General features: G+C 60.6%; 18 protein-coding genes, 1 tRNA gene and 2 pseudogenes. 19 read left to right on the top strand and 2 right to left on the bottom strand.

The genetic code is table 11. The features are described 5' to 3' along the window. The 16 genes and pseudogenes from ACNA1V_RS12910 to ACNA1V_RS12835 all read left to right on the top strand — a co-directional run. Nucleotides 1–263: pseudogene (locus ACNA1V_RS12910) on the top strand (GTP-binding protein); the annotation flags it as partial. Between the two features lie 31 nt (nt 264–294). Continuing rightward, nucleotides 295–527 (top strand): annotated as a pseudogene (locus ACNA1V_RS12905) (EF-Tu/IF-2/RF-3 family GTPase); the annotation flags it as partial. Between the two features lies 1 nt (nt 528). Then, a partial coding sequence (locus tag ACNA1V_RS12900; RefSeq protein WP_462937408.1) for an EF-Tu C-terminal domain-related protein occupies nt 529–906 on the top strand: 378 nt, incomplete at its 5' end. A 110-nt stretch (nt 907–1,016) separates the two neighbouring features. Then, nucleotides 1,017–1,092 (top strand) — tRNA-Trp (locus ACNA1V_RS12895). Between the two features lie 47 nt (nt 1,093–1,139). Further along, the gene (gene secE, locus ACNA1V_RS12890; RefSeq protein WP_415834017.1) at nt 1,140–1,523 is read left to right on the top strand and encodes a preprotein translocase subunit SecE; all 384 of its coding nucleotides are present in this window, start codon (nt 1,140–1,142) and stop codon (nt 1,521–1,523) included. Between the two features lie 9 nt (nt 1,524–1,532). Further along, nucleotides 1,533–2,066, top strand: coding sequence for a transcription termination/antitermination protein NusG (nusG, locus tag ACNA1V_RS12885; RefSeq protein WP_068373387.1), 534 nt, complete (start codon nt 1,533–1,535; stop codon nt 2,064–2,066). 104 nt (nt 2,067–2,170) lie between these two features. Continuing rightward, nucleotides 2,171–2,605: a 50S ribosomal protein L11 gene (gene rplK / locus ACNA1V_RS12880; RefSeq protein WP_068373384.1), complete on the top strand. Its 435-nt coding sequence runs from the start codon at nt 2,171–2,173 to the stop codon at nt 2,603–2,605. 1 nt (nt 2,606) lies between these two features. Beyond that, the gene (gene rplA / locus ACNA1V_RS12875) at nt 2,607–3,305 is read left to right on the top strand and encodes a 50S ribosomal protein L1 (RefSeq protein ID WP_415834016.1); all 699 of its coding nucleotides are present in this window, start codon (nt 2,607–2,609) and stop codon (nt 3,303–3,305) included. A 262-nt stretch (nt 3,306–3,567) separates the two neighbouring features. Further along, complete coding sequence (gene rplJ, locus ACNA1V_RS12870) at nt 3,568–4,092, top strand: 50S ribosomal protein L10 (RefSeq protein ID WP_415834015.1); 525 nt, start codon at nt 3,568–3,570, stop codon at nt 4,090–4,092. Between the two features lie 91 nt (nt 4,093–4,183). Then, a complete protein-coding gene (rplL, locus tag ACNA1V_RS12865) occupies nt 4,184–4,564 on the top strand; it encodes a 50S ribosomal protein L7/L12 (protein WP_068373374.1) in 381 nt (126 codons plus the stop codon). Between the two features lie 163 nt (nt 4,565–4,727). Beyond that, on the top strand, nt 4,728–8,843 hold the full coding sequence (rpoB, locus tag ACNA1V_RS12860; protein ID WP_415834014.1) for a DNA-directed RNA polymerase subunit beta: 4,116 nt from the start codon (nt 4,728–4,730) through the stop codon (nt 8,841–8,843). Next, a complete protein-coding gene (gene rpoC, locus ACNA1V_RS12855) occupies nt 8,843–13,093 on the top strand; it encodes a DNA-directed RNA polymerase subunit beta' (protein WP_415834013.1) in 4,251 nt (1,416 codons plus the stop codon). The genes rpoB and rpoC overlap by 1 nt, the downstream gene beginning before the upstream one ends. A 94-nt stretch (nt 13,094–13,187) precedes the next feature. Further along, nucleotides 13,188–13,700: a GNAT family N-acetyltransferase gene (locus tag ACNA1V_RS12850; RefSeq protein WP_415834012.1), complete on the top strand. Its 513-nt coding sequence runs from the start codon at nt 13,188–13,190 to the stop codon at nt 13,698–13,700. A 230-nt stretch (nt 13,701–13,930) separates the two neighbouring features. Beyond that, nucleotides 13,931–14,752, top strand: coding sequence for a dioxygenase family protein (locus ACNA1V_RS12845; protein WP_415834011.1), 822 nt, complete (start codon nt 13,931–13,933; stop codon nt 14,750–14,752). Nucleotides 14,753–14,766: 14 nt separating this feature from the next. Further along, on the top strand, nt 14,767–15,186 hold the full coding sequence (locus tag ACNA1V_RS12840; protein ID WP_415834010.1) for a DoxX family protein: 420 nt from the start codon (nt 14,767–14,769) through the stop codon (nt 15,184–15,186). Between the two features lie 799 nt (nt 15,187–15,985). After that, nucleotides 15,986–17,389, top strand: coding sequence for an MFS transporter (locus ACNA1V_RS12835; RefSeq protein WP_415834009.1), 1,404 nt, complete (start codon nt 15,986–15,988; stop codon nt 17,387–17,389). Between the two features lie 130 nt (nt 17,390–17,519). On the opposite strand, the gene ACNA1V_RS12830 is transcribed toward ACNA1V_RS12835, so the two are convergent. Both ACNA1V_RS12830 and ACNA1V_RS12825 read right to left on the bottom strand, forming a co-directional pair. Next, nucleotides 17,520–18,305: an IclR family transcriptional regulator gene (locus ACNA1V_RS12830; RefSeq protein WP_415834008.1), complete on the bottom strand. Its 786-nt coding sequence runs from the start codon at nt 18,303–18,305 to the stop codon at nt 17,520–17,522. Between the two features lie 198 nt (nt 18,306–18,503). Further along, the gene (locus ACNA1V_RS12825; RefSeq protein WP_415834007.1) at nt 18,504–18,812 is read right to left on the bottom strand and encodes a hypothetical protein; all 309 of its coding nucleotides are present in this window, start codon (nt 18,810–18,812) and stop codon (nt 18,504–18,506) included. Between ACNA1V_RS12825 and ACNA1V_RS12820 the strand changes: the two genes are divergently transcribed. From ACNA1V_RS12820 to ACNA1V_RS12810, 3 genes are all read left to right on the top strand, one after another. Further along, nucleotides 18,811–19,812 carry a tripartite tricarboxylate transporter substrate binding protein gene (locus ACNA1V_RS12820; RefSeq protein WP_415834006.1) on the top strand — a complete coding sequence of 334 codons (1,002 nt, stop codon included), beginning with the start codon at nt 18,811–18,813 and terminating at the stop codon, nt 19,810–19,812. The two genes, ACNA1V_RS12825 and ACNA1V_RS12820, sit on opposite strands and share 2 nt — an antisense overlap. Nucleotides 19,813–19,952: 140 nt before the next feature. Then, nucleotides 19,953–20,438 carry a tripartite tricarboxylate transporter TctB family protein gene (locus ACNA1V_RS12815; protein WP_415834005.1) on the top strand — a complete coding sequence of 162 codons (486 nt, stop codon included), beginning with the start codon at nt 19,953–19,955 and terminating at the stop codon, nt 20,436–20,438. 1 nt (nt 20,439) lies between these two features. After that, the coding region (locus ACNA1V_RS12810; protein ID WP_415834004.1) for a tripartite tricarboxylate transporter permease at nt 20,440–21,223 on the top strand (784 nt) is incomplete at its 3' end.

The raw sequence follows: 21,223 nt of genomic DNA, 5'->3' as shown, positions 1-21,223 counted from the left end.
GCNGCGCAGATGGACGGCGCGATCCTGGTGGTGTCGTCGGCTGACGGCCCCATGCCGCAAACGCGCGAGCACATTCTGCTGAGCCGTCAGGTTGGCGTGCCGTACATCATCGTGTTCCTGAACAAGGCTGACATGGTTGATGACGCCGAGCTGCTGGAACTGGTCGAAATGGAAGTGCGCGAGCTGCTGTCCAAGTACGACTTCCCGGGCGACGACACCCCGATCATCAAGGGTTCGGCCAAGCTGGCGCTGGAAGGCGACCANTCGGAAATGGGCGAGCCGGCGATTCTGCGNCTGGCCGACGCACTGGATTCGTACATCCCGACGCCTGAGCGCGCTGTGGACGGCACGTTCCTGATGCCTGTGGAAGACGTGTTCTCGATCTCGGGTCGTGGCACCGTGGTGACGGGTCGTGTTGAGCGCGGCATCATCAAGGTCGGCGAAGAAATCGAAATCGTCGGTATCCGTGACACCGTGAAGACGACTTGCACGGGCGTGGAAATGTTCCGCAAGCTGCTGGATCAAGGNCAGGCTGGCGACAACGTCGGTATCCTGCTGCGCGGCACCAAGCGTGAAGAAGTCGAGCGCGGCCAAGTGCTGGCCAAGCCGGGTTCGATCAAGCCGCACACGGAATTCACCGCCGAGGTGTACATCCTGTCCAAGGAAGAAGGCGGCCGTCACACCCCGTTCTTCAACGGCTATCGTCCCCAGTTCTACTTCCGTACCACGGACGTGACGGGCACGATCGACCTGCCGGCTGACAAGGAAATGGTTCTGCCGGGCGACAACGTCTCCATCGTTGTGAAGTTGCTGGCTCCCATCGCCATGGAAGAAGGCCTGCGTTTCGCCATCCGTGAAGGCGGTCGTACCGTCGGCGCCGGCGTCGTTGCCAGCATCATCAAGTAAGTTGTGTTGAAAATGCAGCTGGTGTTAAAATACCAGCTGCATTTTTTGCTGTCTTGTAGTAATATATAAGGCTATCCATTTCCCGGGTGGTCTTGCTGCCAGGTAATCGTAGGGGCATAGCTCAATTGGCAGAGCGTCGGTCTCCAAAACCGAAGGTTGTGGGTTCGATTCCTACTGCCCCTGCCACACAACCCTTGTGTGGTTTCTCCCTATCTGGCTCGCGGCGTCAGAAAATGTCCAATACCAATGTAGAAACCGTTAGCCGTACCGCTGATCGCGTCAAGCTCGTCTTGGCCGTTTTGGTCGTCGTTGCTGGCATTTACGGATTTTCGGCGCTGAGTGCGCAGCCTCTGGTCGCGCGGGTGTCCGTTTTCCTGGGTTCGCTGGTCCTGGCTGCCGTCATCGTCTGGTTCAGTGAGCCGGGCCGTCGTTTCGCCGGCTTTGCGCATGCCTCCTACGAGGAAGTGCGCCGCCGTGTGACCTGGCCGACGCGCAAGGAAACCGTGCAGATGACGGGCGTGGTGTTCGCGTTCGTTATCGTCATGTCCATCCTGTTGTGGTTTGTGGACAAGCTTATTCAGTGGGGTCTGTATGACCTCCTCATGGGCTGGAACTAAGGACGCGTAATGAGTAAGCGTTGGTATGTCGTCCATGTGTATTCCGGCATGGAGAAAAGTGTTAATCGTGCGCTGGTGGAACGTATCCAGCGCGCGGATCTGGAAAACTCCTTTGGTCGTATCCTCGTTCCTTCCGAAGAAGTCGTGGAAGTGAAGGGCGGCCAGAAGTCGATCACCGAGCGCCGTATTTATCCGGGCTATGTGCTGGTCGAAATGGAGCTGACGGATGAAACCTGGCACTTGGTGAAGAGTACGCCTCGCGTGACGGGCTTCCTGGGTGGCACCGGTAACCGGCCGACGCCGATTTCCGAGCGCGAAGTCCAGGGCATCCTGTCACAAATGGAAGAGGGTGGTGAAAAGCCCCGTCCAAAGATTCTGTTCGAAGTGGGCGAAATGGTGCGCGTCAAGGAAGGTCCGTTCGCGGATTTCAATGGCAGCGTCGAAGACGTCAACTACGAGAAAAGCAAAGTCCGCGTCACGGTCACGATTTTCGGTCGTGCCACGCCGGTCGAGCTGGATTTCAGCCAGGTCGAAAAGACCTGAGCTTCTGAGGGAAGCGTGCTTCAGCTGGTCTGGGGGCGCTTCCGATTTTCAACATCGGGGAGTTTCCCGTTCCGGGAAACGTTTGTACCCGTCTGGAGTTAAAGATGGCGAAGAAAATCGTCGGCTTTATCAAGCTGCAGGTTCCGGCTGGTAAGGCTAATCCTTCCCCCCCTATCGGTCCGGCGCTGGGTCAGCGCGGTCTGAACATCATGGAATTCTGCAAGGCGTTCAACGCCAAGACGCAGAGCCTGGAGCCGGGTCTGCCCATCCCCGTGGTCATCACTGCCTACGCGGACAAGAGCTTCACCTTCATCATGAAGACCCCGCCCGCGACCATTCTGATCAAGAAGGCCGCTGGTGTGCAAAAGGGTTCGCCCAAGCCCCATACCGACAAGGTCGGCACGCTGACGCGCGCCCAGGCTGAAGAAATCGCCAAGACCAAGGCGCCTGACCTGACCGCTGCCGATCTGGACGCCGCTGTGCGCACGATCGCTGGTAGCGCTGCCAGCATGGGTATTACGGTTGAAGGAGTGATCTGACATGGCTAAGCTTTCCAAGCGCACCGCTGCTCTGCGTGCCAAGATCGACCGCACCAAGCTGTACCCCGTCGCTGACGCGCTGGCCCTGATCAAGGACACTGCGACTGCCAAGTTCGACGAATCCGTCGATGTGGCCGTGCAGCTGGGTATCGACCCCCGCAAGTCGGACCAACTGGTTCGTGGCTCCGTGGTTCTGCCTGCCGGTACCGGCAAGAGCGTCCGCGTTGCTGTTTTCGCCCAAGGCGAAAAAGCGGAAGCCGCCAAGGCTGCCGGCGCCGACATCGTTGGCCTGGAAGACCTGGCCGAGCGTATCAAGGGTGGTCAGATCGACTTCGACGTGGTCATTGCTTCGCCCGATACGATGCGTGTCGTCGGTGCCCTGGGTCAAGTCCTGGGCCCCCGTGGCCTGATGCCGAACCCGAAGGTCGGCACCGTGACCCCGGACGTCGTCACCGCTGTCAAGAATGCCAAGGCTGGCCAAGTGCAATACCGTACCGACAAGGCCGGTATCATCCACGCCACCATCGGCCGTGCTTCGTTCGACGTGGCTCAGCTGCAGACCAACCTGGCTGCTCTGATCGACGCGCTGAACAAGGCTCGTCCCGCTGCCGCCAAGGGCGTTTACCTGCGTAAGGTTGCCGTGTCCTCCACCATGGGTGGCGGCGCACGTGTGGAAGTCGCTTCGCTGACTGCCGCCTGATAGTAGGTTTGTTGTAAAGACTTTGGGCTTCATCCGGGCCTTGTGCCCGGATGCTGCTGTCAAAGACCGCTGGAATGCCCGGCAGCCGCCACATCGCTTGCGATGTGTACGTCAACCGGGGATTTAATGATGCAGGTAGCTGTGTCTCCAGCGTAGACGGCGTCCCACGGAAGATTTCTTGTAGTTCAAGAACTCGTCCAGGTTCGCCGCATTCGGTACGACATCGGGATTTTCCTGGTGTCCTTTGATGGAGTGTTCAACCGTGAGTCTCAATCGTCAAGAGAAAGCGGCAGTTATCGAAGAAGTTTCGGCCGAACTGGTCGAAGCCAAGTCGATCGTTGTCGCTGAGTATCGTGGTCTGGACGTCGCCTCCGTCACCGTACTGCGCAAGAATGCGCGCCAATCGGGCGTCTATCTGCGTGTTCTGAAGAACACGCTGGTGCGTCGCGCTGTTGCCGGCACGGCTTTCGAGCCGCTGTCCGAGCAACTGACCGGTCCGCTGATGTACGCCATCAGCAATGATCCGGTTGCGGCCGCCAAGGTGCTGAGTGACTTCGCTAAGACCAACGACAAGCTGGTCATCAAGGGCGGTTCGCTGCCCAATAGCGTGCTCGACGTTGAAGGTGTGAAGGCCCTGGCCTCCCTGCCGTCGCGTGAAGAGCTGCTGGCGAAGCTGCTGGGCACCATGCAAGCCCCGATTGCGCAATTTGCACGTACGCTCAACGAAGTGCCGACCAAGTTCGTGCGTGGCCTCGCGGCCGTGCGCGACCAGAAGGCCGAAGCCTGATCAGGCTTCCCCTCTGGAAATGGTCGGTATCAATTGAACGACTGAGCGACAACCATACCCTGGCATTATCCAATTTTGGAGTTCTTTGAAAATGGCACTGAATAAAGCTGAAATCCTCGAAGCCATCGCTGGCCTCACCGTGCTCGAACTGTCCGAGCTGATCAAGGATCTGGAAGAAAAGTTTGGCGTGTCGGCTGCTGCCGCCGCTGTTGCTGTGGCCGCTCCGGCTGCTGGCGCTGCTGCTCCCGCAGCTGAAGAAAAGACCGAATTTGACGTCGTGCTGCTCGAAGCCGGCGCCAACAAGGTCAGCGTCATCAAGGCCGTGCGTGAACTGACGGGCCTGGGCCTGAAGGAAGCCAAGGACCTGGTCGATGGCGCTCCCAAGACCGTGAAGGAAGCGCTGGCCAAGGCTGACGCCGAAGCCGCCAAGAAGAAGCTGGAAGAAGCCGGCGCCAAGGTCGAACTGAAGTAAGACCTGCGTTTTGCTGCCCGGAGAGGTCTTGGTGCCTCCTCCGGGCTTTTGCGTTTCCAGGAAACCCATCTGGCCAGCTGGGTTTTGTCCCGCAGTCGGATTTCCTGGAGTCGTACCTGGGGCCGTGGTTTGACGGTCCATGCAACCTCGAGTCGGAGTGCTCATGCCTTACTCGTTTACCGAAAAAAAGCGCATCCGCAAAAATTTTGCCAAGCGGGAAGACGTTCAGAACGTGCCGTACCTGCTGGCAACGCAGCTGCAGTCCTTCCGGACGTTTTTGCAGGCGGAAGTGTCCTCATCCGAGCGCAAGGATGAAGGCCTGCAAGCCGCTTTTTCTTCTATTTTCCCGATCGTCAGCCATAATCAGATGGCTCGTCTGGAATTCGTCAGCTACACGCTCGGCGAACCGGTCTTCGACGTAAAGGAATGCCAGCAACGTGGTCTGACCTATGCGTCGCCGCTGCGCGCCAAAGTCCGCCTGGTGCTGCTCGACCGTGAAGTGAGCAAACCGACAGTCAAGGAAGTGAAGGAACAGGAAGTCTATATGGGCGAAATTCCGCTCATGACCGACACCGGTTCGTTCGTCATCAACGGTACTGAGCGCGTCATCGTGTCGCAGCTGCACCGTTCGCCCGGCGTGTTCTTCGAGCACGATCGCGGCAAGACCCATAGCTCCGGCAAGCTGTTGTTCTCTGCTCGCGTGATTCCCTACCGCGGCTCTTGGCTGGACTTCGAGTTCGACCCCAAGGATCTGTTGTTCTTCCGCGTTGACCGCCGTCGCAAGATGCCGGTGTCGATCCTGCTGAAGGCCATTGGCATGACGCCGGAATCCATTCTGGCCTACTTCTTCGATTTCGACCACTTCGACCTGAAGAGCGAAGGCGGCATGATGGAGTTCGTGCCGGAACGCTGGAAGGGTGAAGTGGCGCGCTTTGACATCACCGACCGCGAAGGTACGGTGCTTGTCGAGAAGGACAAGCGTATCAATGCCAAGCATCTGCGCGATATCGCCAAGGCGGGTATCGAGTGGATTTCCGTGCCCGAGGACTTCCTCGTGGGCCGTGTGCTGGCCAAGAACATCGTTGACCCGGATACCGGCGAAGTGCTGGCCAACGCCAACGACGAAATCACCGAGAGCCTGCTGGAAAACCTGCGCAGCGCTGGCGTGCCGTCCATCCAGACGCTGTACACCAACGATCTGGACCGCGGCCCCTACATCTCGATGACGCTGCGTACCGACGATACGGCAGACCAGAATGCTGCCCGCGTCGCGATCTACCGCATGATGCGTCCTGGCGAGCCGCCCACGGAAGAAGCTGTCGAGGCCCTGTTCAACCGTCTGTTCTACAGCGAAGAGTCGTATGACCTGTCGCGCGTGGGCCGGATGAAGGTCAACAGCCGCCTGAACCGCGAAAACGTGCTGGAAGGCCCGACCACGCTGACCAACGAAGATATCGTTGAAACCATCAAGCTGCTGGTCGAGTTGCGTAACGGCCGCGGCCAGATCGACGATATCGACCACTTGGGCAATCGTCGCGTGCGCTGTGTGGGCGAACTGGCCGAGAACCAGTTCCGTGCCGGCCTGGTGCGTGTCGAGCGCGCCGTCAAGGAACGTCTGGGCCAGGCCGAGACCGAAAACCTGATGCCGCACGACCTGATCAACTCCAAGCCGATTTCTGCGGCCATCAAGGAGTTCTTCGGTTCCAGCCAGCTGTCGCAGTTCATGGACCAGACCAACCCGCTGTCGGAAATCACGCACAAGCGTCGTGTGTCCGCACTGGGCCCGGGCGGTCTGACCCGCGAGCGCGCCGGCTTCGAAGTGCGCGACGTGCACCCGACCCACTACGGCCGCGTGTGCCCCATCGAAACGCCTGAAGGCCCGAACATCGGCCTGATCAACTCGATGGCTCTGTACGCCCGCCTGAACGAATATGGCTTCCTGGAGACGCCGTATCGCAAGGTTGAGGACGGCCGCGTCACCGACAAGATCGACTACCTGTCGGCCATCGAGGAAAACCGCTACGTCATCGCCCAGGCCAACGCGCGCCTGGATGAAGAAAACCGTTTCATGGACGATCTGGTTGCCTGCCGTGAAGATGGCGAAACCATGATGACGTCCGGTGCCAACGTGCATTACATGGACGTTGCGCCGTCGCAGATCGTGTCCGTGGCGGCTTCGCTGATTCCGTTCCTGGAGCACGATGACGCCAACCGAGCACTGATGGGCGCCAACATGCAACGCCAGGCCGTGCCCTGCCTGCGTCCGGAGAAGCCTCTGGTCGGTACCGGCATCGAGCGCACCGTGGCTGTTGACTCGGGTACGACCGTGCAGGCCCGCCGTGGCGGTATCGTCGATTACGTCGATGCCGAGCGCGTGGTGATCCGTGTCAACGACGAAGAAAACGTCGCTGGCGAAGTCGGCGTCGATATCTACAACCTGATCAAGTACACGCGTTCCAACCAGAACACCAATATCAACCAGCGCCCCATCGTGCGTCGTGGTGATCTGGTGGCTCGTGGCGACGTGCTGGCTGATGGCGCTTCGACCGATCTGGGCGAACTGGCGCTGGGCCAGAACATGCTGATCGCGTTCATGCCCTGGAACGGCTACAACTTCGAGGATTCGATCCTGATCTCCGAGAACGTTGTTGCCAATGACCGCTATACCTCGGTGCACATCGAGGAACTGACGGTCGTGGCGCGCGATACCAAGCTGGGTGCTGAAGAAATCACGCGCGATATCAGCAACCTGCCTGAAGTGCAGCTGAACCGCCTGGATGATTCCGGCATCGTGCACATCGGCGCGGAAGTGCGTGCTGATGACGTGCTGGTCGGCAAGGTGACGCCCAAGGGCGAAACCCAGCTGACGCCGGAAGAAAAGCTGCTGCGCGCGATTTTCGGCGAGAAGGCTTCCGATGTGAAGGACACCTCGCTGCGCGTGCCCTCGGGCATGGTCGGCACCGTCATCGACGTGCAGGTGTTCACGCGTGAAGGCATCGTGCGCGACAAGCGCGCCCAGTCCATCATCGACGATGAACTGCGCCGCTATCGCCAGGACCTGAACGACCAGCTGCGTATCGTCGAGAACGATACCTTCGATCGTATCGAGAAGCTGCTGGTCGGCAAGACCGTCAATGGCGGCCCGCGCAAGCTGGCCAAGGGTTCCGTGCTGAGCAAGGAATACCTGGCTGACCTGACCGACCGCTGGCAGTGGTTCGACATCCGCCTGGCCGACGAGCAACACGCGCTGGTGCTGGAGCAGGCCAAGGAATCGCTGGAGCAGAAACGCCACCAGTTCGATCTGGCCTTCGAAGAGAAGCGCAAGAAGCTGACGCAAGGCGATGAGCTGCCTCCGGGCGTGCTGAAGATGGTCAAGGTGTACCTGGCCGTCAAGCGCCGCCTGCAGCCTGGCGACAAGATGGCAGGCCGCCACGGTAACAAGGGTGTGGTGTCACGCATCCTGCCGGTGGAAGACATGCCCCACATGGCTGACGGTACGCCGGCCGACATCGTGCTGAACCCGCTGGGCGTGCCTTCGCGGATGAACGTCGGTCAGGTGCTGGAAGTTCACCTGGGCTGGGCTGCCAAGGGTCTGGGCCATCGTGTCGCCGAAATGCTGGCCGATGAGCGCAAGATCGAAGTCGCCAAGCTGCGTGCCTTCTTCGACAAGGTGTACAACGGTTCCGGCACGCCGGCCGCGCTGGATACCCTGACGGATGATGAAATCATCACGATGGCGTACAACCTGAAGAACGGCGTGCCCCTGGCAACGCCGGTGTTCGACGGCGCCAGCGAGGAAGACATCGAGCAGATGCTGCGTCTGGCCTACCCGGATGACATCGCCGAGAAGCTGCGCCTGACCGATAGCCGCACGCAAGCGTGGCTGATCGACGGCCGCACCGGCGAACCGTTCGAGCGCCCCGTCACCGTCGGCTACATGCACTATCTGAAGCTGCACCACTTGGTCGATGACAAGATGCACGCACGTTCGACCGGCCCGTACTCGCTGGTGACCCAGCAGCCGCTGGGTGGTAAGGCGCAATTCGGTGGCCAGCGTTTCGGGGAGATGGAAGTGTGGGCGCTGGAAGCCTACGGCGCCTCCTACACCCTGCAGGAAATGCTGACGGTGAAGTCCGACGATATCAATGGCCGTACCAAGGTCTATGAGAACATCGTCAAGGGCGATCACACCATCGACGCCGGCATGCCCGAGTCGTTCAACGTGCTGGTCAAGGAAATTCGTTCCCTGGCCATCGACATGGATTTGGAGCGTAACTAATGAAAGCGCTACTCGACCTTTTCAAACAGGTTTCGCAGGATGATCAGTTCGACGCGATCAAGGTCGGCCTGGCGTCGCCCGAAAAGATCCGTTCCTGGTCCTTCGGCGAGGTGCGCAAGCCCGAAACCATCAACTACCGCACGTTCAAGCCCGAGCGCGACGGCCTGTTCTGCGCCAAGATCTTTGGCCCGGTCAAGGACTACGAGTGCTTGTGCGGCAAGTACAAGCGCCTGAAGCATCGTGGCGTCATTTGCGAGAAGTGCGGTGTTGAAGTCACCGTGGCCAAGGTGCGCCGCGAGCGCATGGGCCACATCGAGCTGGCCAGCCCGGTCGCGCACATCTGGTTCCTGAAGAGCCTGCCGTCCCGTCTGGGCATGGTGCTCGACATGACGCTGCGCGACATCGAGCGCGTGCTGTACTTCGAAGCCTGGTGCGTGATCGAACCCGGCATGACGCCGCTCAAGCGCGGCCAGATCATGTCGGACGACGATTACCTCGCCAAGACCGAGGAATACGGTGACGACTTCCGTGCCCTGATGGGCGCGGAAGCCGTGCGCGAACTGCTGCGCTCCATCGACATCGACCGCGAAGTGGAAACGCTGCGCGGCGAGTTGAAGGCCACTTCGTCCGACGCCAAGATCAAGAAGATTTCCAAGCGCCTGAAGGTGCTGGAAGGCTTCCAGAAGTCCGGCATCAAGCCTGACTGGATGATCATGGAAGTGCTGCCCGTGCTGCCGCCGGACCTGCGTCCGCTGGTGCCGCTGGATGGCGGCCGCTTCGCGACCTCCGATCTGAACGATCTGTACCGCCGCGTCATCAACCGCAACAACCGCCTGAAGCGCCTGCTGGAACTGAAGGCGCCGGAAATCATCCTGCGCAACGAAAAGCGCATGCTGCAGGAAGCGGTGGATTCGTTGCTGGACAACGGCCGTCGCGGCAAGGCCATGACGGGCGCCAACAAGCGCCAGCTGAAGTCGCTGGCCGACATGATCAAGGGCAAGGGCGGTCGTTTCCGTCAGAACCTGCTGGGCAAGCGCGTGGACTACTCGGGCCGTTCGGTCATCGTGGTGGGCCCGCAGCTGCGTCTGCACCAGTGCGGTCTGCCCAAACTGATGGCGCTGGAACTGTTCAAGCCGTTCATCTTCAACCGCCTGGAAGCGATGGGTCTCACGACCACCATCAAGGCGGCCAAGAAGATGGTCGAAAGCCATGAACCGGTGGTGTGGGATATCCTCGAAGAGGTCATCCGCGAACACCCGGTGATGCTGAACCGGGCGCCGACGCTGCACCGTCTGGGCATTCAGGCATTCGAACCGACCCTGATCGAAGGCAAGGCCATCCAGCTGCACCCGCTGGTCTGCGCGGCGTTCAACGCCGACTTCGACGGTGACCAGATGGCCGTGCACGTGCCGCTTTCGCTGGAAGCCCAGCTGGAAGCGCGCACCCTGATGCTGGCCTCGAACAACGTGCTGTTCCCCGCCAGCGGCGAGCCGTCCATCGTGCCGTCGCAGGATATCGTGCTGGGTCTGTACTACGCGACCCGCGAGCGTATCAACGGCAAGGGCGAAGGCATGTTCATGACGGACATCGCCGAAGTCCAGCGCGCCTACGACAACGGTGAAGTCGAGCTGCACAGCCGCATCACCGTGCGCCTGAACGAGTATGTGAAGGACGAGAACGGCGAATTCCAGCCGGTGCTGCGCCGCTTCCAGACGACCGTCGGCCGCGCGCTGCTGTCCGAGATCCTGCCCAAGGGCCTGCCCTTCGAGTCGCTCAACCGCGCCTTGAAGAAGAAGGAAATCTCGCGCCTGATCAACCAGTCGTTCCGCCGCTGCGGCCTGCGCGCCACGGTGATCTTCGCTGACAAGCTGATGCAGTCGGGTTTCCGCCTGTCCACGCGCGCTGGTATCTCCATCGCCATGGGCGACATGGTGATCCCGGACGTCAAGGTCAAGATCCTGGACGAAGCCAGCGCCGAAGTGAAGGAAATCGACAAGCAGTATTCCTCCGGTCTGGTGACGGCGCAGGAACGCTACAACAACGTCGTGGATATCTGGGGCAAGGCTGGCGATAAGGTCGGCAAGGCGATGATGGAGCAGCTGGCTACCGAGCCGGTGCTGGATCGTCATGGCAAGGAAGTGCGCCAGGAATCGTTCAACTCCATCTACATGATGGCTGACTCCGGCGCCCGGGGTTCCGCTGCACAGATCCGCCAGCTGGCCGGTATGCGCGGCCTGATGGCTAAGCCTGACGGCTCCATCATTGAAACGCCCATTACCGCCAACTTCCGCGAAGGCCTGAACGTACTGCAGTACTTCATCTCCACTCACGGGGCGCGTAAAGGTCTGGCCGATACGGCACTGAAGACGGCAAACTCGGGTTACCTGACGCGCCGTCTGGTGGACGTTACGCAGGATCTGGTGATTCGCGGTGACGATTGCGGTACCTCGCACGGCTACGTCATGCGCGCGTTGGTCGAAGGCGGTGAGGTTATCGAAGCCCTGCGCGACCGTGTGCTGGGCCGCGTGGCTGCGATTGACATCGTCAATCCGGATACCCAGGAAACCGTGATCCCGGCCGGCACCATGCTGGACGAAGATGCGGTCGAACTGATCGACGCCGTGGGCGTGGACGAGATCAAGGTCCGCACGCCGCTGACCTGCGAAACCCGTCACGGCCTGTGCGCCAAGTGCTATGGCCGCGACCTGGGTCGTGGTTCGCTGGTCAACGTTGGCGAAGCGGTCGGCGTCATCGCCGCCCAGTCCATCGGTGAGCCCGGCACGCAGCTGACGATGCGTACCTTCCACATCGGGGGCGCGGCATCGCGTGCGGCACTGGCCAGCGGCGTGGAAACCAAGGTGAGCGGCCGTGTCGCATTCGCCAGTTCCATGCGCTATGTCACCAACGTCAAGGGCGAGCGCGTGGCGATCTCCCGTTCCGGTGAAATCGTCATCTCGGATGACAACGGCCGCGAACGCGAACGCCACAAGGTGCCTTACGGCGCCACCGTGCTGGTGGGTGACGGCGACGTTGCCCAGGCCGGTACGCGTCTGGCATCGTGGGATCCGCTGACGCGCCCCATCGTGTCGGAATACGTTGGCAAGGTGCGCTTCGAGAACATCGAAGAAGGCGTGACCGTTGCCAAGCAGGTCGATGAAGTCACCGGCCTGTCCACGCTGGTTGTCATTACGCCCAAGACGCGTGGCGGCAAACAGGCGCTGCGTCCGCAGATCAAGCTGCTCAATGAGCAGAATGAGGAAGTCCGCATCCCCGGCACCGATCACCTGGTGAACATTTCGTTCCCGGTGGGCGCGCTGATCACGGTGCGCGACGGCCAGGACGTTTCCATCGGTGAAGTGCTGGCGCGTATTCCGCAGGAATCGCAGAAGACCCGCGATATTACCGGGGGTCTGCCGCGCGTGGCCGAGCTGTTCGAAGCCCGTTCGCCCAAGGATGCCGGTCTGCTGGCCGAAGTCACGGGTACGGTTTCGTTCGGCAAGGACACCAAGGGCAAGCAACGTCTGGTCATCACCGACATGGAAGGCGTGGCGCACGAGTTCCTGATTCCGAAGGAAAAGCAGGTACTGGTGCACGACGGCCAGGTCGTGAACAAGGGTGAAATGATCGTTGACGGTCCGGCCGACCCGCACGATATCCTGCGTCTGCAAGGGATCGAAGCGCTGGCGTCCTACATCGTTGACGAAGTCCAGGACGTGTACCGTCTGCAAGGCGTGAAGATCAACGACAAGCACATTGAAGTGATCGTGCGCCAGATGCTGCGCCGCGTGCATGTCGTGGATGCCGGTGATACCGACTTCATTCCTGGCGAACAGGTCGAGCGTTCGGAACTGCTCAACGCCAACGATCGCATGGATGCCGAGGGCCTGCGCCCCGCTACCTACGAAAACGTGCTGTTGGGTATTACCAAGGCTTCGCTCTCGACCGATTCGTTCATCTCGGCGGCTTCCTTCCAGGAAACCACCCGGGTGCTGACCGAAGCGGCCATCATGGGCAAGCGCGACGACCTGCGCGGCTTGAAGGAAAACGTCATTGTGGGCCGCCTGATCCCGGCAGGTACCGGTCTGGCTTACCACGGTGCACGCAAGGAGAAGGAGAGCTTCGAGGCTGCAGAGCGCGAAGCCGCCCGTGCGCTGGCCAACCCGTTCGAGGACGATCCGCTGCCGCCCAGCGGCAACCCGTTCGAAAACGTGTCCCTGCAGGCCAGCAATCCCGAAACGCCCGAGGAGTAATCCCCGTACAAGATTCCGCCGCGTGATACGCGGCGGGCTTGACTCCCCCATGTTGCCTCGGGCGGCATGGGGGTTTGTTTTTTATGGAGTTGTCATGACGCCGGTTCATATCGAGACCATGCGGCTGGAAGACCTGGATGCCGTTCTGGACTTGCAGGCCCAGGTTTACGATGCCGATATTCTTGAAGATGCGGATTTCTATGCCAACCGTCTGGCATTGGCGGGGACGAGCTGCTGGGTGGCTCGCGCCGGAAATACCAGCGTGTGCGGTTATCTGATTTCCTATCCCTGGGACGAAGGCCTGCCGCCTGCGCTCAATGCGCCGCTGCAAGGCTTGCCGCAACCTGCCGATACCTGGTTCCTGCACGATTGTGCCGTGGCACCCCGCATGGCCGGACAAGGCGTGGCCAGCCGCTTGTTGAGCTTTGGCAGGCAATGGGCGCAGGTCGCCGGCATGCGGCGCGCAGCGCTGGTTTCGCTGGGCCATGCCCGGGCCTATTGGCTGCGCCATGGTTTTGCGCCAGTCGAGGTGCAGCCTGGCAGCCCGGTAGAGCACAAGCTGGCGGGCTATGGCGCGGGCGCCAGCTGGATGACCCTGGCGCTCTGAGCCGGCCATGCCCGGGATTATCTTTTAAATAGAGACATTGAATTGTTTTAAGGCATATTTATTGCCTGATTGTTCATCCCTACAATTCACTCCATCGGTTCTGTGCTGGCACGCATGCACATGCGGCAGCACAGACGCACTGGTGGTATCACCAGTGATTGTCACCCGCCCGGAAGCGTTGGCGCCCACCAGGGATGGTCAGCGGAGTCGGGCTGATAGAGGAGTGAATCATGTCTGCCAAGCAAGCTGTATTGTTCGTTTCGCATGGCTCCCCGACCTTTGCCGTGGAGCCGGGGCTGGCTGGCCCGCAACTGCGCCAGTTGGGGGTAGCATTGGCCCGCCCGTCTGCCATCGTAGTGATCTCGCCGCACTGGATGACGCGGGGTGGCGCCTTGATCAGCGCGGCCACGCAACAGGAAACCATCCATGATTTCGGCGGGTTCCCGGCAGAGCTTTATACCTTGCAATATCCTGCCCAGGGGGCGCCGGCATTGGCGGCCCGTGTGGCAACACTGTTGCAGCAGGCTGGTATTGCAACCGGCCTGGATGAGACGCGTGGCCTGGATCATGGCGCCTGGGTGCCTTTGCGCTATTTGTATCCCGATGCCGATGTACCGGTGTTCCAGGTCGCCTTGCCGTATCCGCTGGATACCCATGCGGCACTGGCCTTGGGCCGCGCCTTGCGGCCGTTGCGGGATGAAGGCGTGCTGTTGCTGGCTTCGGGCAGCCTGACCCATAACCTGTACGAGATCAGCCGCGAGGCAGGTGCATCCGGTACGGGCGATGCCGAGGCCTATGCTTTGGCCTTCACCCATTGGGTCAGGGAGACGGTCCAGGCAGGGGATTGGCAACGGCTGGCAGACTATCGCCGCCTGGCGCCGGAAGCCGTGCGCGCCCATCCTACGGACGAACATTTCTTGCCTTTGTTGATTGCCGCGGGGGCGACGGAAGACAGTGAAGCGGTGCAAGTGTTTGATGGTGGTGTAACGTATGGCGTGCTGGCAATGGAGTCATATGCCTGGGGCGTACCGGCACAAGCCCGTCCACAGTAAAGAGGAAAACAATCATGAATGATCGTCAACAAACTGCCGTGGCCGTGAATACCGCGCCGTATGCCGCGTTGCTGCTGCGCTTGGCGCTGGGCATCATGTATCTGGCACACGGTTTGACCAAACTGCTGGTATTTACCTTGCCAGGCACTGCCGGTTTCTTCGAGTCTGTCGGTTTTCCGGGCTGGATGGCGTACCCGGTCACGGCATTTGAATTGCTGGGTGGCGTGGCCTTGATCCTGGGTATTTTCCCGCGGTGGGTGGCTGCGATTGCCGCAGTGCAGTTGCTGGCGGCGGCAACCGTGCATTTCAGTAACGGCTGGAGCTTCTCCAACCCGAATGGCGGCTGGGAGTATCCGGTGTTTCTGGCAGTCGCTGCGGCGGCGCTGGCGCTGCTGGGTGACGGCGCCTATGCGCTCAAGCGTTCACGCGACTGAACGCCGCGATCTTCGTATCGCGGTTCGAGTAGCCAGCCCCTGATCCAGGGGCTGTTTTTTTTCGCTGAAAGAAAAGTTATCCACAGATTTTGCAAATATCGCTGAGTTTCTGCAAGCAACCTGTGGAAAACTATTTTGCCGGGTCTGGCAGGACATGGGCGGAAGCAGGCCGGGGAGGCGGTGCGTCGGGCCGCAGGGGCCGATGGACATGTTGTACGAATGGCGCCATCTTGCCCATTCGTGCGGGAAAAGTGCGAGACAGGATTTCGTTATTTTCTAATAAATCCATATTTCATGCGGCTTTCCAGGTAGGGATGAAATCCTGCATGGCTGTTTCCAGCGCCTGCCTGGCAGACCAGAATTCTTGCCGAGAGGGGGGGTGTGGCGCGTCTGACGCTTTCGATTTTCCGGGGCAGATCGCTGGCGCCATAAGGATGTGCCGACCTGGGAACGGGACGGGAAGCCTGGAGGCAAGCCACTGCGCAAGGAGGTACTGTACGGACTTCCAGGCTTGTCCGGGCCGATGTTCTTCACACTTTTATCCACAGGCTGAATGAGCCGTGATGATTTCCCGGCATAACTGATAGTGGAATTTGTGAAGCCCGGATTCAGGCTTCTGCAAGCTTCATAAATTAGAATCCGATTCCAATTTCCAAAAATAAGGAAAAATTCGGAAAAAGGAATTTCATTCCGGATTCTGCCAGGCATCACACAGCCCCCTGCCTGGCATAAGAATGGGCGTTGACGCTGGTGCATGCCAGCAGCTCCGCTCTCAAGAGAGTGGAATAGAGGAGCACATATGACAAAGAGCGATACCGGGCATGCGGAACATGCCATCCAGACCCGTCGCGCGACGGCAAGCGGCTGGTTGGGTTCTGTACTCGAATACTACGATTTCTTCATTTACGCCACGGCGGCAGCCTTGGTGTTTCCACAGATTTTCTTTCCCAGCACCGATCCGAAAGTTGCCATTGTGGCGTCACTGGCCACCTATGGTGTCGGGTATGTGGCGCGTCCTATCGGCGCTTTCGTCCTGGGGCATTGGGGAGACACGAAAGGCCGCAAGAATGTCCTGCTGACATGTATGTTCCTGATGGGCTTTTCCACGATTGCCGTGGGCCTGCTCCCGACATATAACCAGGCGGGCCTGTTGGCGCCAACCTTGCTGGTTTTGCTGCGTCTGGTGCAGGGTTTTGCCGTTGCCGGTGAAATCTCGGGGGCCAGCTCGATGATTCTGGAGCACTCGCCGTTTGGCCGCCGTGGCTTTTTTGCCAGCTTCACGCTGCAAGGGGTGCAGGTCGGCCAGATCCTGGCGGCGGCCGTGTTCCTGCCGCTGGCGCACTACATGCCGGAAGATGCCTTCAACAGCTGGGGCTGGCGCATTCCGTTCCTGCTGAGCTTCATTGTCATCATCATGGGCTATATCATCCGCCGCAAGGTGGACGAGACTCCGATTTTCCGTGAGGAAGCCAAGGATGGCGCCCCGCTGCGCACGCCGGTTCTGGACGCGTTCAAATACTACTGGCGCGATATGCTGCGTGTTGCCTGCATGGCCCTGATGAACGTCATTCCCGTGATCGCCACGATTTTCGGTGCGGCATATGCGGTGCAGCCGGCGTATGGCATCGGCTTCGCCAAGGATGTCTATCTCTGGATTCCTGTGCTGGGCAACTGCCTGGCCGTGCTGATCATTCCGTTCGTGGGTAACCTCTCCGATCGTATCGGCCGCCGTCCGCCGATTATTGTCGGGGCATTGGTGTCGGGCCTGCTGGCATTCGCCTATCTCTATGCCATCAGCATCAAGAGCGTGCCGCTGGCCATCACTTTCTCGCTGCTGATGTGGGGGGTGGTTTACCAAGGCTACAACGCCATTTTCCCGAGCTACTTTCCCGAACTGTTCCCGGCCCGTACCCGCGTTTCGGCCATGGCTATCGCGCAGAATACCGGCACGACCATTTCCGCGCTGCTGCCCGCGCTGTTTACCATCGTGGCGCCGCCGGAGTCGCGCAGCATTCCGCTGGTCGTCGGTTCCATCGCCTTTGGTGTGACGGTGATAGCCGCCATGGCGGCCTGGACCGCGCGGGAAACGTACCGGATTCGCAGTCATGAACTGGGCGAACCGAATGCCAAACCTGTGCCCAAGGACGAGTACGACCGCTTGCGTGCCGAAGCGATTGCCAAGGCGCGTGCCGCCAAGGGCTGAAACGGCAAAGCGCAGGCCGCAGATGGGCTGGCCGTGAGCCGCGTCGGCGTCTCGCGGTTGCCGCCATAGACAAGGCCAGCCTGCCGGCTGGCCTTTTTCATGCTGCCTGCTGCCGCAGCACAGCGCACGCCTATCCCACGGTACGCGTCAGCAGCGGTGATTCCCGGCTGGCACGGCCAAGCGCCGAGGCAGTTTCCAGGGCGACGGGAAGCAAGGCCTGCATGCGTTCCTGTGTGAAACGGAAAGACGGGCCGGTAATACACAAGGCGCCCAGCGCCTGACGGCTGACCGGGCTGAATACAGGCACGGCCAGGGCGCTCATGCCCTGCTCATTGGAGTCGAATATCATAGCGTGGCCTTGCGCCCGGACTTTCTCCAACTGGGCCAGCACTGCCTGGAGGGAGCGTGGCGCATGCGGGCCTTGGGTGGGTTCAGGCGCCAGCCCCTGTTCCGCGATGAGACGCAGGGCCTGATCTTCCGGCAGGGTGGCCAGCCAGGCCAGGCCTGTTGCGGTTGCGGCGAGGTTCACGATACAGCCTGGGCCGGGCTCATAACGCAAACCGGGCCCGGCGCCTTGGGCCTTCGCAATCCAGATCAATTGCTCGCGATTGACGACGGCCAGGCGCACCAGCTCGCCGCTTTGCCGGGCGGCATAGTCCAGTGGCGGCTGCACGGCGTCGGTCAGGCCTGTCGCAGCCAGATAGTCCAGCGCGACGGAAATAATCTTCACCGTCAGGCAGAAACGGCCATCATGGGTATGGCTGACATAGCCCATATGCTGCAGATCGCTCAGCAAGCGATGGATGGCGGTCTTGGGAATCGCGAGGCGTTCCGCAATTTCCGACATGGGCAGCCCGTCTGAAGCATGGGCCAGCAATTCGACGACTCGCAAGGCTCGGTCGCGGGAGGGGGGCATTTGCAACGATCCTATCAAATAAGGCTGTCTCGCAATGGAGACGCGGCATCTTACGTATCCGGTGGGGCGATTTGCAAGGCTGGCACGCCGCTTGGGGCGAGAGCCAGCCTGCACGCGTACCGCTGCCGTGCTTGGCCTTGGATCTGCATCCTATGTCAAATAGAACGAGATTCCAAGCGCTAAGCCCGGCGGCAGAAGTCAGGCATCGGAACTGCCGGCCTGGACGGCTTCATGCAAGTCGCCTGGCCTGGCGGATGCTGCGGGAGACCCTGGCAAGGCTGTCATACCTGCCAAATGTCTGCCGACAGCCTGTTGAGTGCTTGCCTTTATCTCCTGCTTGCGGGAAATCTGAAACCTGGCTGAATTAGGGGAATCCCCGATGGTTGATTGGGTGAATCTTGTTTCAAATAGAATCCAGTTCCAAATATTAATCAGGTTCCGAATTTGCCGGGGAGAGCGCGGCAACGAACCCAAAAACGCAAAGGGGATGACAGGAATGGCAATCATGAAACGCTGCTTGGGCGCGCTGGTGCTGGCCGGTATTCTGGGGGCGGCGGCTGCGCCGGCACAGGCCGACGATTATCCGCGCCGTGATATTACGGCGATCGTACCCTGGGGGGCGGGTGGCGCGACGGACGTTGCCATGCGCGCGCTGGCGCCGCTGGCTGAAGACGAGCTGGGCAAGAAACTGGTCATCCAGAACCGGACCGGTGGTTCGGGTGCCGTTGGTGCAAATTTCGTCCTGCGCCAGCAACCCGACGGCTACACCGTTCTCATGGCGGCGGAACCGCAGGCCCTGTTCCGTGTCTTGAACCTGGCGCCCTTCGACTTCGGCGAATTCACGCCCATCAATATCGTGTCGATCAACGACTCCATCCTGCTGGTGGCCAATCCCAAAGTACCGGCCAATACCACACAGGAGCTGTTCGAGTACGTCAAGGCCAACCCCAAGAAGATCAAGCAATACATTGCCGGGCAGGGCACCGTGCCCTTCACGATCAATGCCATGATCAACGACGTCACGCCTTTTGAAACGACCCTCGTTCCGTTTGATGGCGATGGCCCGGCAATTGCCGCGCTGCAGGGCGGCCATGCCGATATCGGCTTCATTGCTTCCGGCGCCGTCCTGGAACATGTGAAGGCGGGCCGCCTGAAGGCACTGGGTGTATTGCGTACCGAGCCCTTCGGCGACATTCCGCCGATGACGCAAGCCGCTGCGCTCAGCGGGCTGGAGCGCCACCTGCCATGGGGCCCGTTCTATGGGGTCTTCGTCCGCAAGGAAACGCCGGATGCCATCAAGGCGAAACTGTCGGAGGCTTTTTCCAAGGCGGCCGCATCGCCGGATTACCTGAAGTTCAACGCAGACCGCGGTACGCGGGTGCTCAACCTGAGCGGCCAGGAGGCCCAGGATTTCCTCGACAAGTGGCAATCCACCACGGCCTGGCTGTATGACTCGGTCGGCGCAGCCAAGACCAGCCCCGAGGCGCTGGGAATTCCCAAGCCTTGATGACAGGTGGCAGGCAGGCCCATTTCCCTGGGGAAATGGCCGCAGCCTGAATTCCGACAAGCACGGCAGGAGGATGTCCGGCAGGTGTTGCCACACTTGCCGGACGCCTTGCCTGAGCGCACGGAAAAGAGAGATATTCGATGAAGCAACAAGCACAGCGCCAGGCAGGCGAACTGGTGTTCGTCATCCTGTTATTGGGACTGGCGGCCTTCCTCCTTTGGCACGCCTACGACATTTCCGGCTTTGAGTCCCTGGCGTCCGCCGGGTCCTTTCCCATGGCGGCAGCCTTTCTGATGGTGATCTGCGCCCTGCATTTTGTCTGGCGCACGATCAAGGCATCGCCGGCATTTACCGGCTCTGTCGCAGCCGAGTTCTTTCGCAAGGTACTTCCGCCGGTCGTGCTTTGGGTCAGCCTGGCCATGCTGGCCTATATGGTGTTGATGGAACGCCTGGGGTTCCTGCTGTCCTCCTATCTGTTCCTGGTCTGCACCATGCTGCTGCTGGGCAGCCGCAGGTTGTGGATAACGCTGCTGGTTCCGGCAGTATTCCTGGGTGTGATTCACCTGGTCTTTGAAACCCTGTTCTCCGTCATCCTGCCAGCGGGCACCTGGTTGCAAGGGATCTGAAATGAACGATGCATTGCAATATTTCCTGATCGCCTGGACGGATCCCAAGCTGCTGATGATGGCGGCAATCGGTACGTTCGCAGGCATCTACATTGGCGCCATTCCTGGCCTGTCGGTCACCATGGCGGTCTCCATCCTGATTTCCTTCACCTTCAAATGGCCGGTGAATGAAGCGCTGGTGCTGATTGCCGGGATTTACCTGGGCGGCGTCTATGGCGGCTCGCGCGCCTCCATCCTGCTGAACATCCCTGGCGGGCCGGCGCAGATCGCCACTTCGCTGGATGGTTATCCGATTGCCAAGCGGGGCGAGGCCGGCCTGGCCATCGGCCTGACGACCGTGGTATCGGTGATCGGCGGCTTCATCGCTATCGCGGTGCTGGCCATCGCCGCGCCCGTGGTGTCGGAATTCGCGCTGACCTTCGGGCCTCGTGAATACCTGCTGCTGGCGGCCTGGGGCCTGCTGCTGGTAGGCAGCCTGTCCGGCGGTTCGATCTCCAAGGGCATGTTTGCCGGCGCGCTGGGTGTGTTGATTGGTTCGGTCGGCCTGGATCCGCTGACGGCGCAGCCGCGCTTCACTTTCGGCAGCCTGGAACTGACGGCGGGGATTTCTTACATCGCCGCGATGATCGGCTTTTTCGGCGTGGCGGAAATTCTGGCGCAGCTGCATGAGCTCAATGCGAAGACCGTCAAGCAGAACGTCAGCAAGATCATTCCGCCATGGAAGATGATTCGCAAGTATTTGCCCTTGACTGTGCGCAGTTCGGCGGTTGGCATCGGGGTGGGGG

The sequence above is a fragment of the Kerstersia similis genome (assembly GCF_965139615.1).
GTDB lineage: Bacteria > Pseudomonadota > Gammaproteobacteria > Burkholderiales > Burkholderiaceae_B > Kerstersia > Kerstersia similis.
The sequence above is the reverse complement of the archived record's forward strand: the minus strand, read 5'-3'. Positions and strand labels throughout refer to the sequence as shown.

Excerpts from the sequence above, each read along its gene's own strand:
- ACNA1V_RS12840 (WP_415834010.1), top strand. The coding sequence starts at position 14,767 with ATGAATGATCGTCAACAAACTGCCGTGGCCGTGAATACCGCGCCGTAT.
- ACNA1V_RS12850 (WP_415834012.1), top strand. The coding sequence starts at position 13,188 with ATGACGCCGGTTCATATCGAGACCATGCGGCTGGAAGACCTGGATGCC.
- rplA (WP_415834016.1), top strand. The coding sequence starts at position 2,607 with ATGGCTAAGCTTTCCAAGCGCACCGCTGCTCTGCGTGCCAAGATCGAC.
- ACNA1V_RS12820 (WP_415834006.1), top strand. The coding sequence starts at position 18,811 with ATGAAACGCTGCTTGGGCGCGCTGGTGCTGGCCGGTATTCTGGGGGCG.
- rplK (WP_068373384.1), top strand. The coding sequence starts at position 2,171 with ATGGCGAAGAAAATCGTCGGCTTTATCAAGCTGCAGGTTCCGGCTGGT.
- ACNA1V_RS12845 (WP_415834011.1), top strand. The coding sequence starts at position 13,931 with ATGTCTGCCAAGCAAGCTGTATTGTTCGTTTCGCATGGCTCCCCGACC.
- ACNA1V_RS12835 (WP_415834009.1), top strand. The coding sequence starts at position 15,986 with ATGACAAAGAGCGATACCGGGCATGCGGAACATGCCATCCAGACCCGT.
- ACNA1V_RS12830 (WP_415834008.1), bottom strand. The coding sequence starts at position 18,305 with ATGCCCCCCTCCCGCGACCGAGCCTTGCGAGTCGTCGAATTGCTGGCC.
- secE (WP_415834017.1), top strand. The coding sequence starts at position 1,140 with ATGTCCAATACCAATGTAGAAACCGTTAGCCGTACCGCTGATCGCGTC.
- ACNA1V_RS12825 (WP_415834007.1), bottom strand. The coding sequence starts at position 18,812 with ATGATTGCCATTCCTGTCATCCCCTTTGCGTTTTTGGGTTCGTTGCCG.
- nusG (WP_068373387.1), top strand. The coding sequence starts at position 1,533 with ATGAGTAAGCGTTGGTATGTCGTCCATGTGTATTCCGGCATGGAGAAA.
- rplL (WP_068373374.1), top strand. The coding sequence starts at position 4,184 with ATGGCACTGAATAAAGCTGAAATCCTCGAAGCCATCGCTGGCCTCACC.
- rpoC (WP_415834013.1), top strand. The coding sequence starts at position 8,843 with ATGAAAGCGCTACTCGACCTTTTCAAACAGGTTTCGCAGGATGATCAG.
- ACNA1V_RS12815 (WP_415834005.1), top strand. The coding sequence starts at position 19,953 with ATGAAGCAACAAGCACAGCGCCAGGCAGGCGAACTGGTGTTCGTCATC.
- rpoB (WP_415834014.1), top strand. The coding sequence starts at position 4,728 with ATGCCTTACTCGTTTACCGAAAAAAAGCGCATCCGCAAAAATTTTGCC.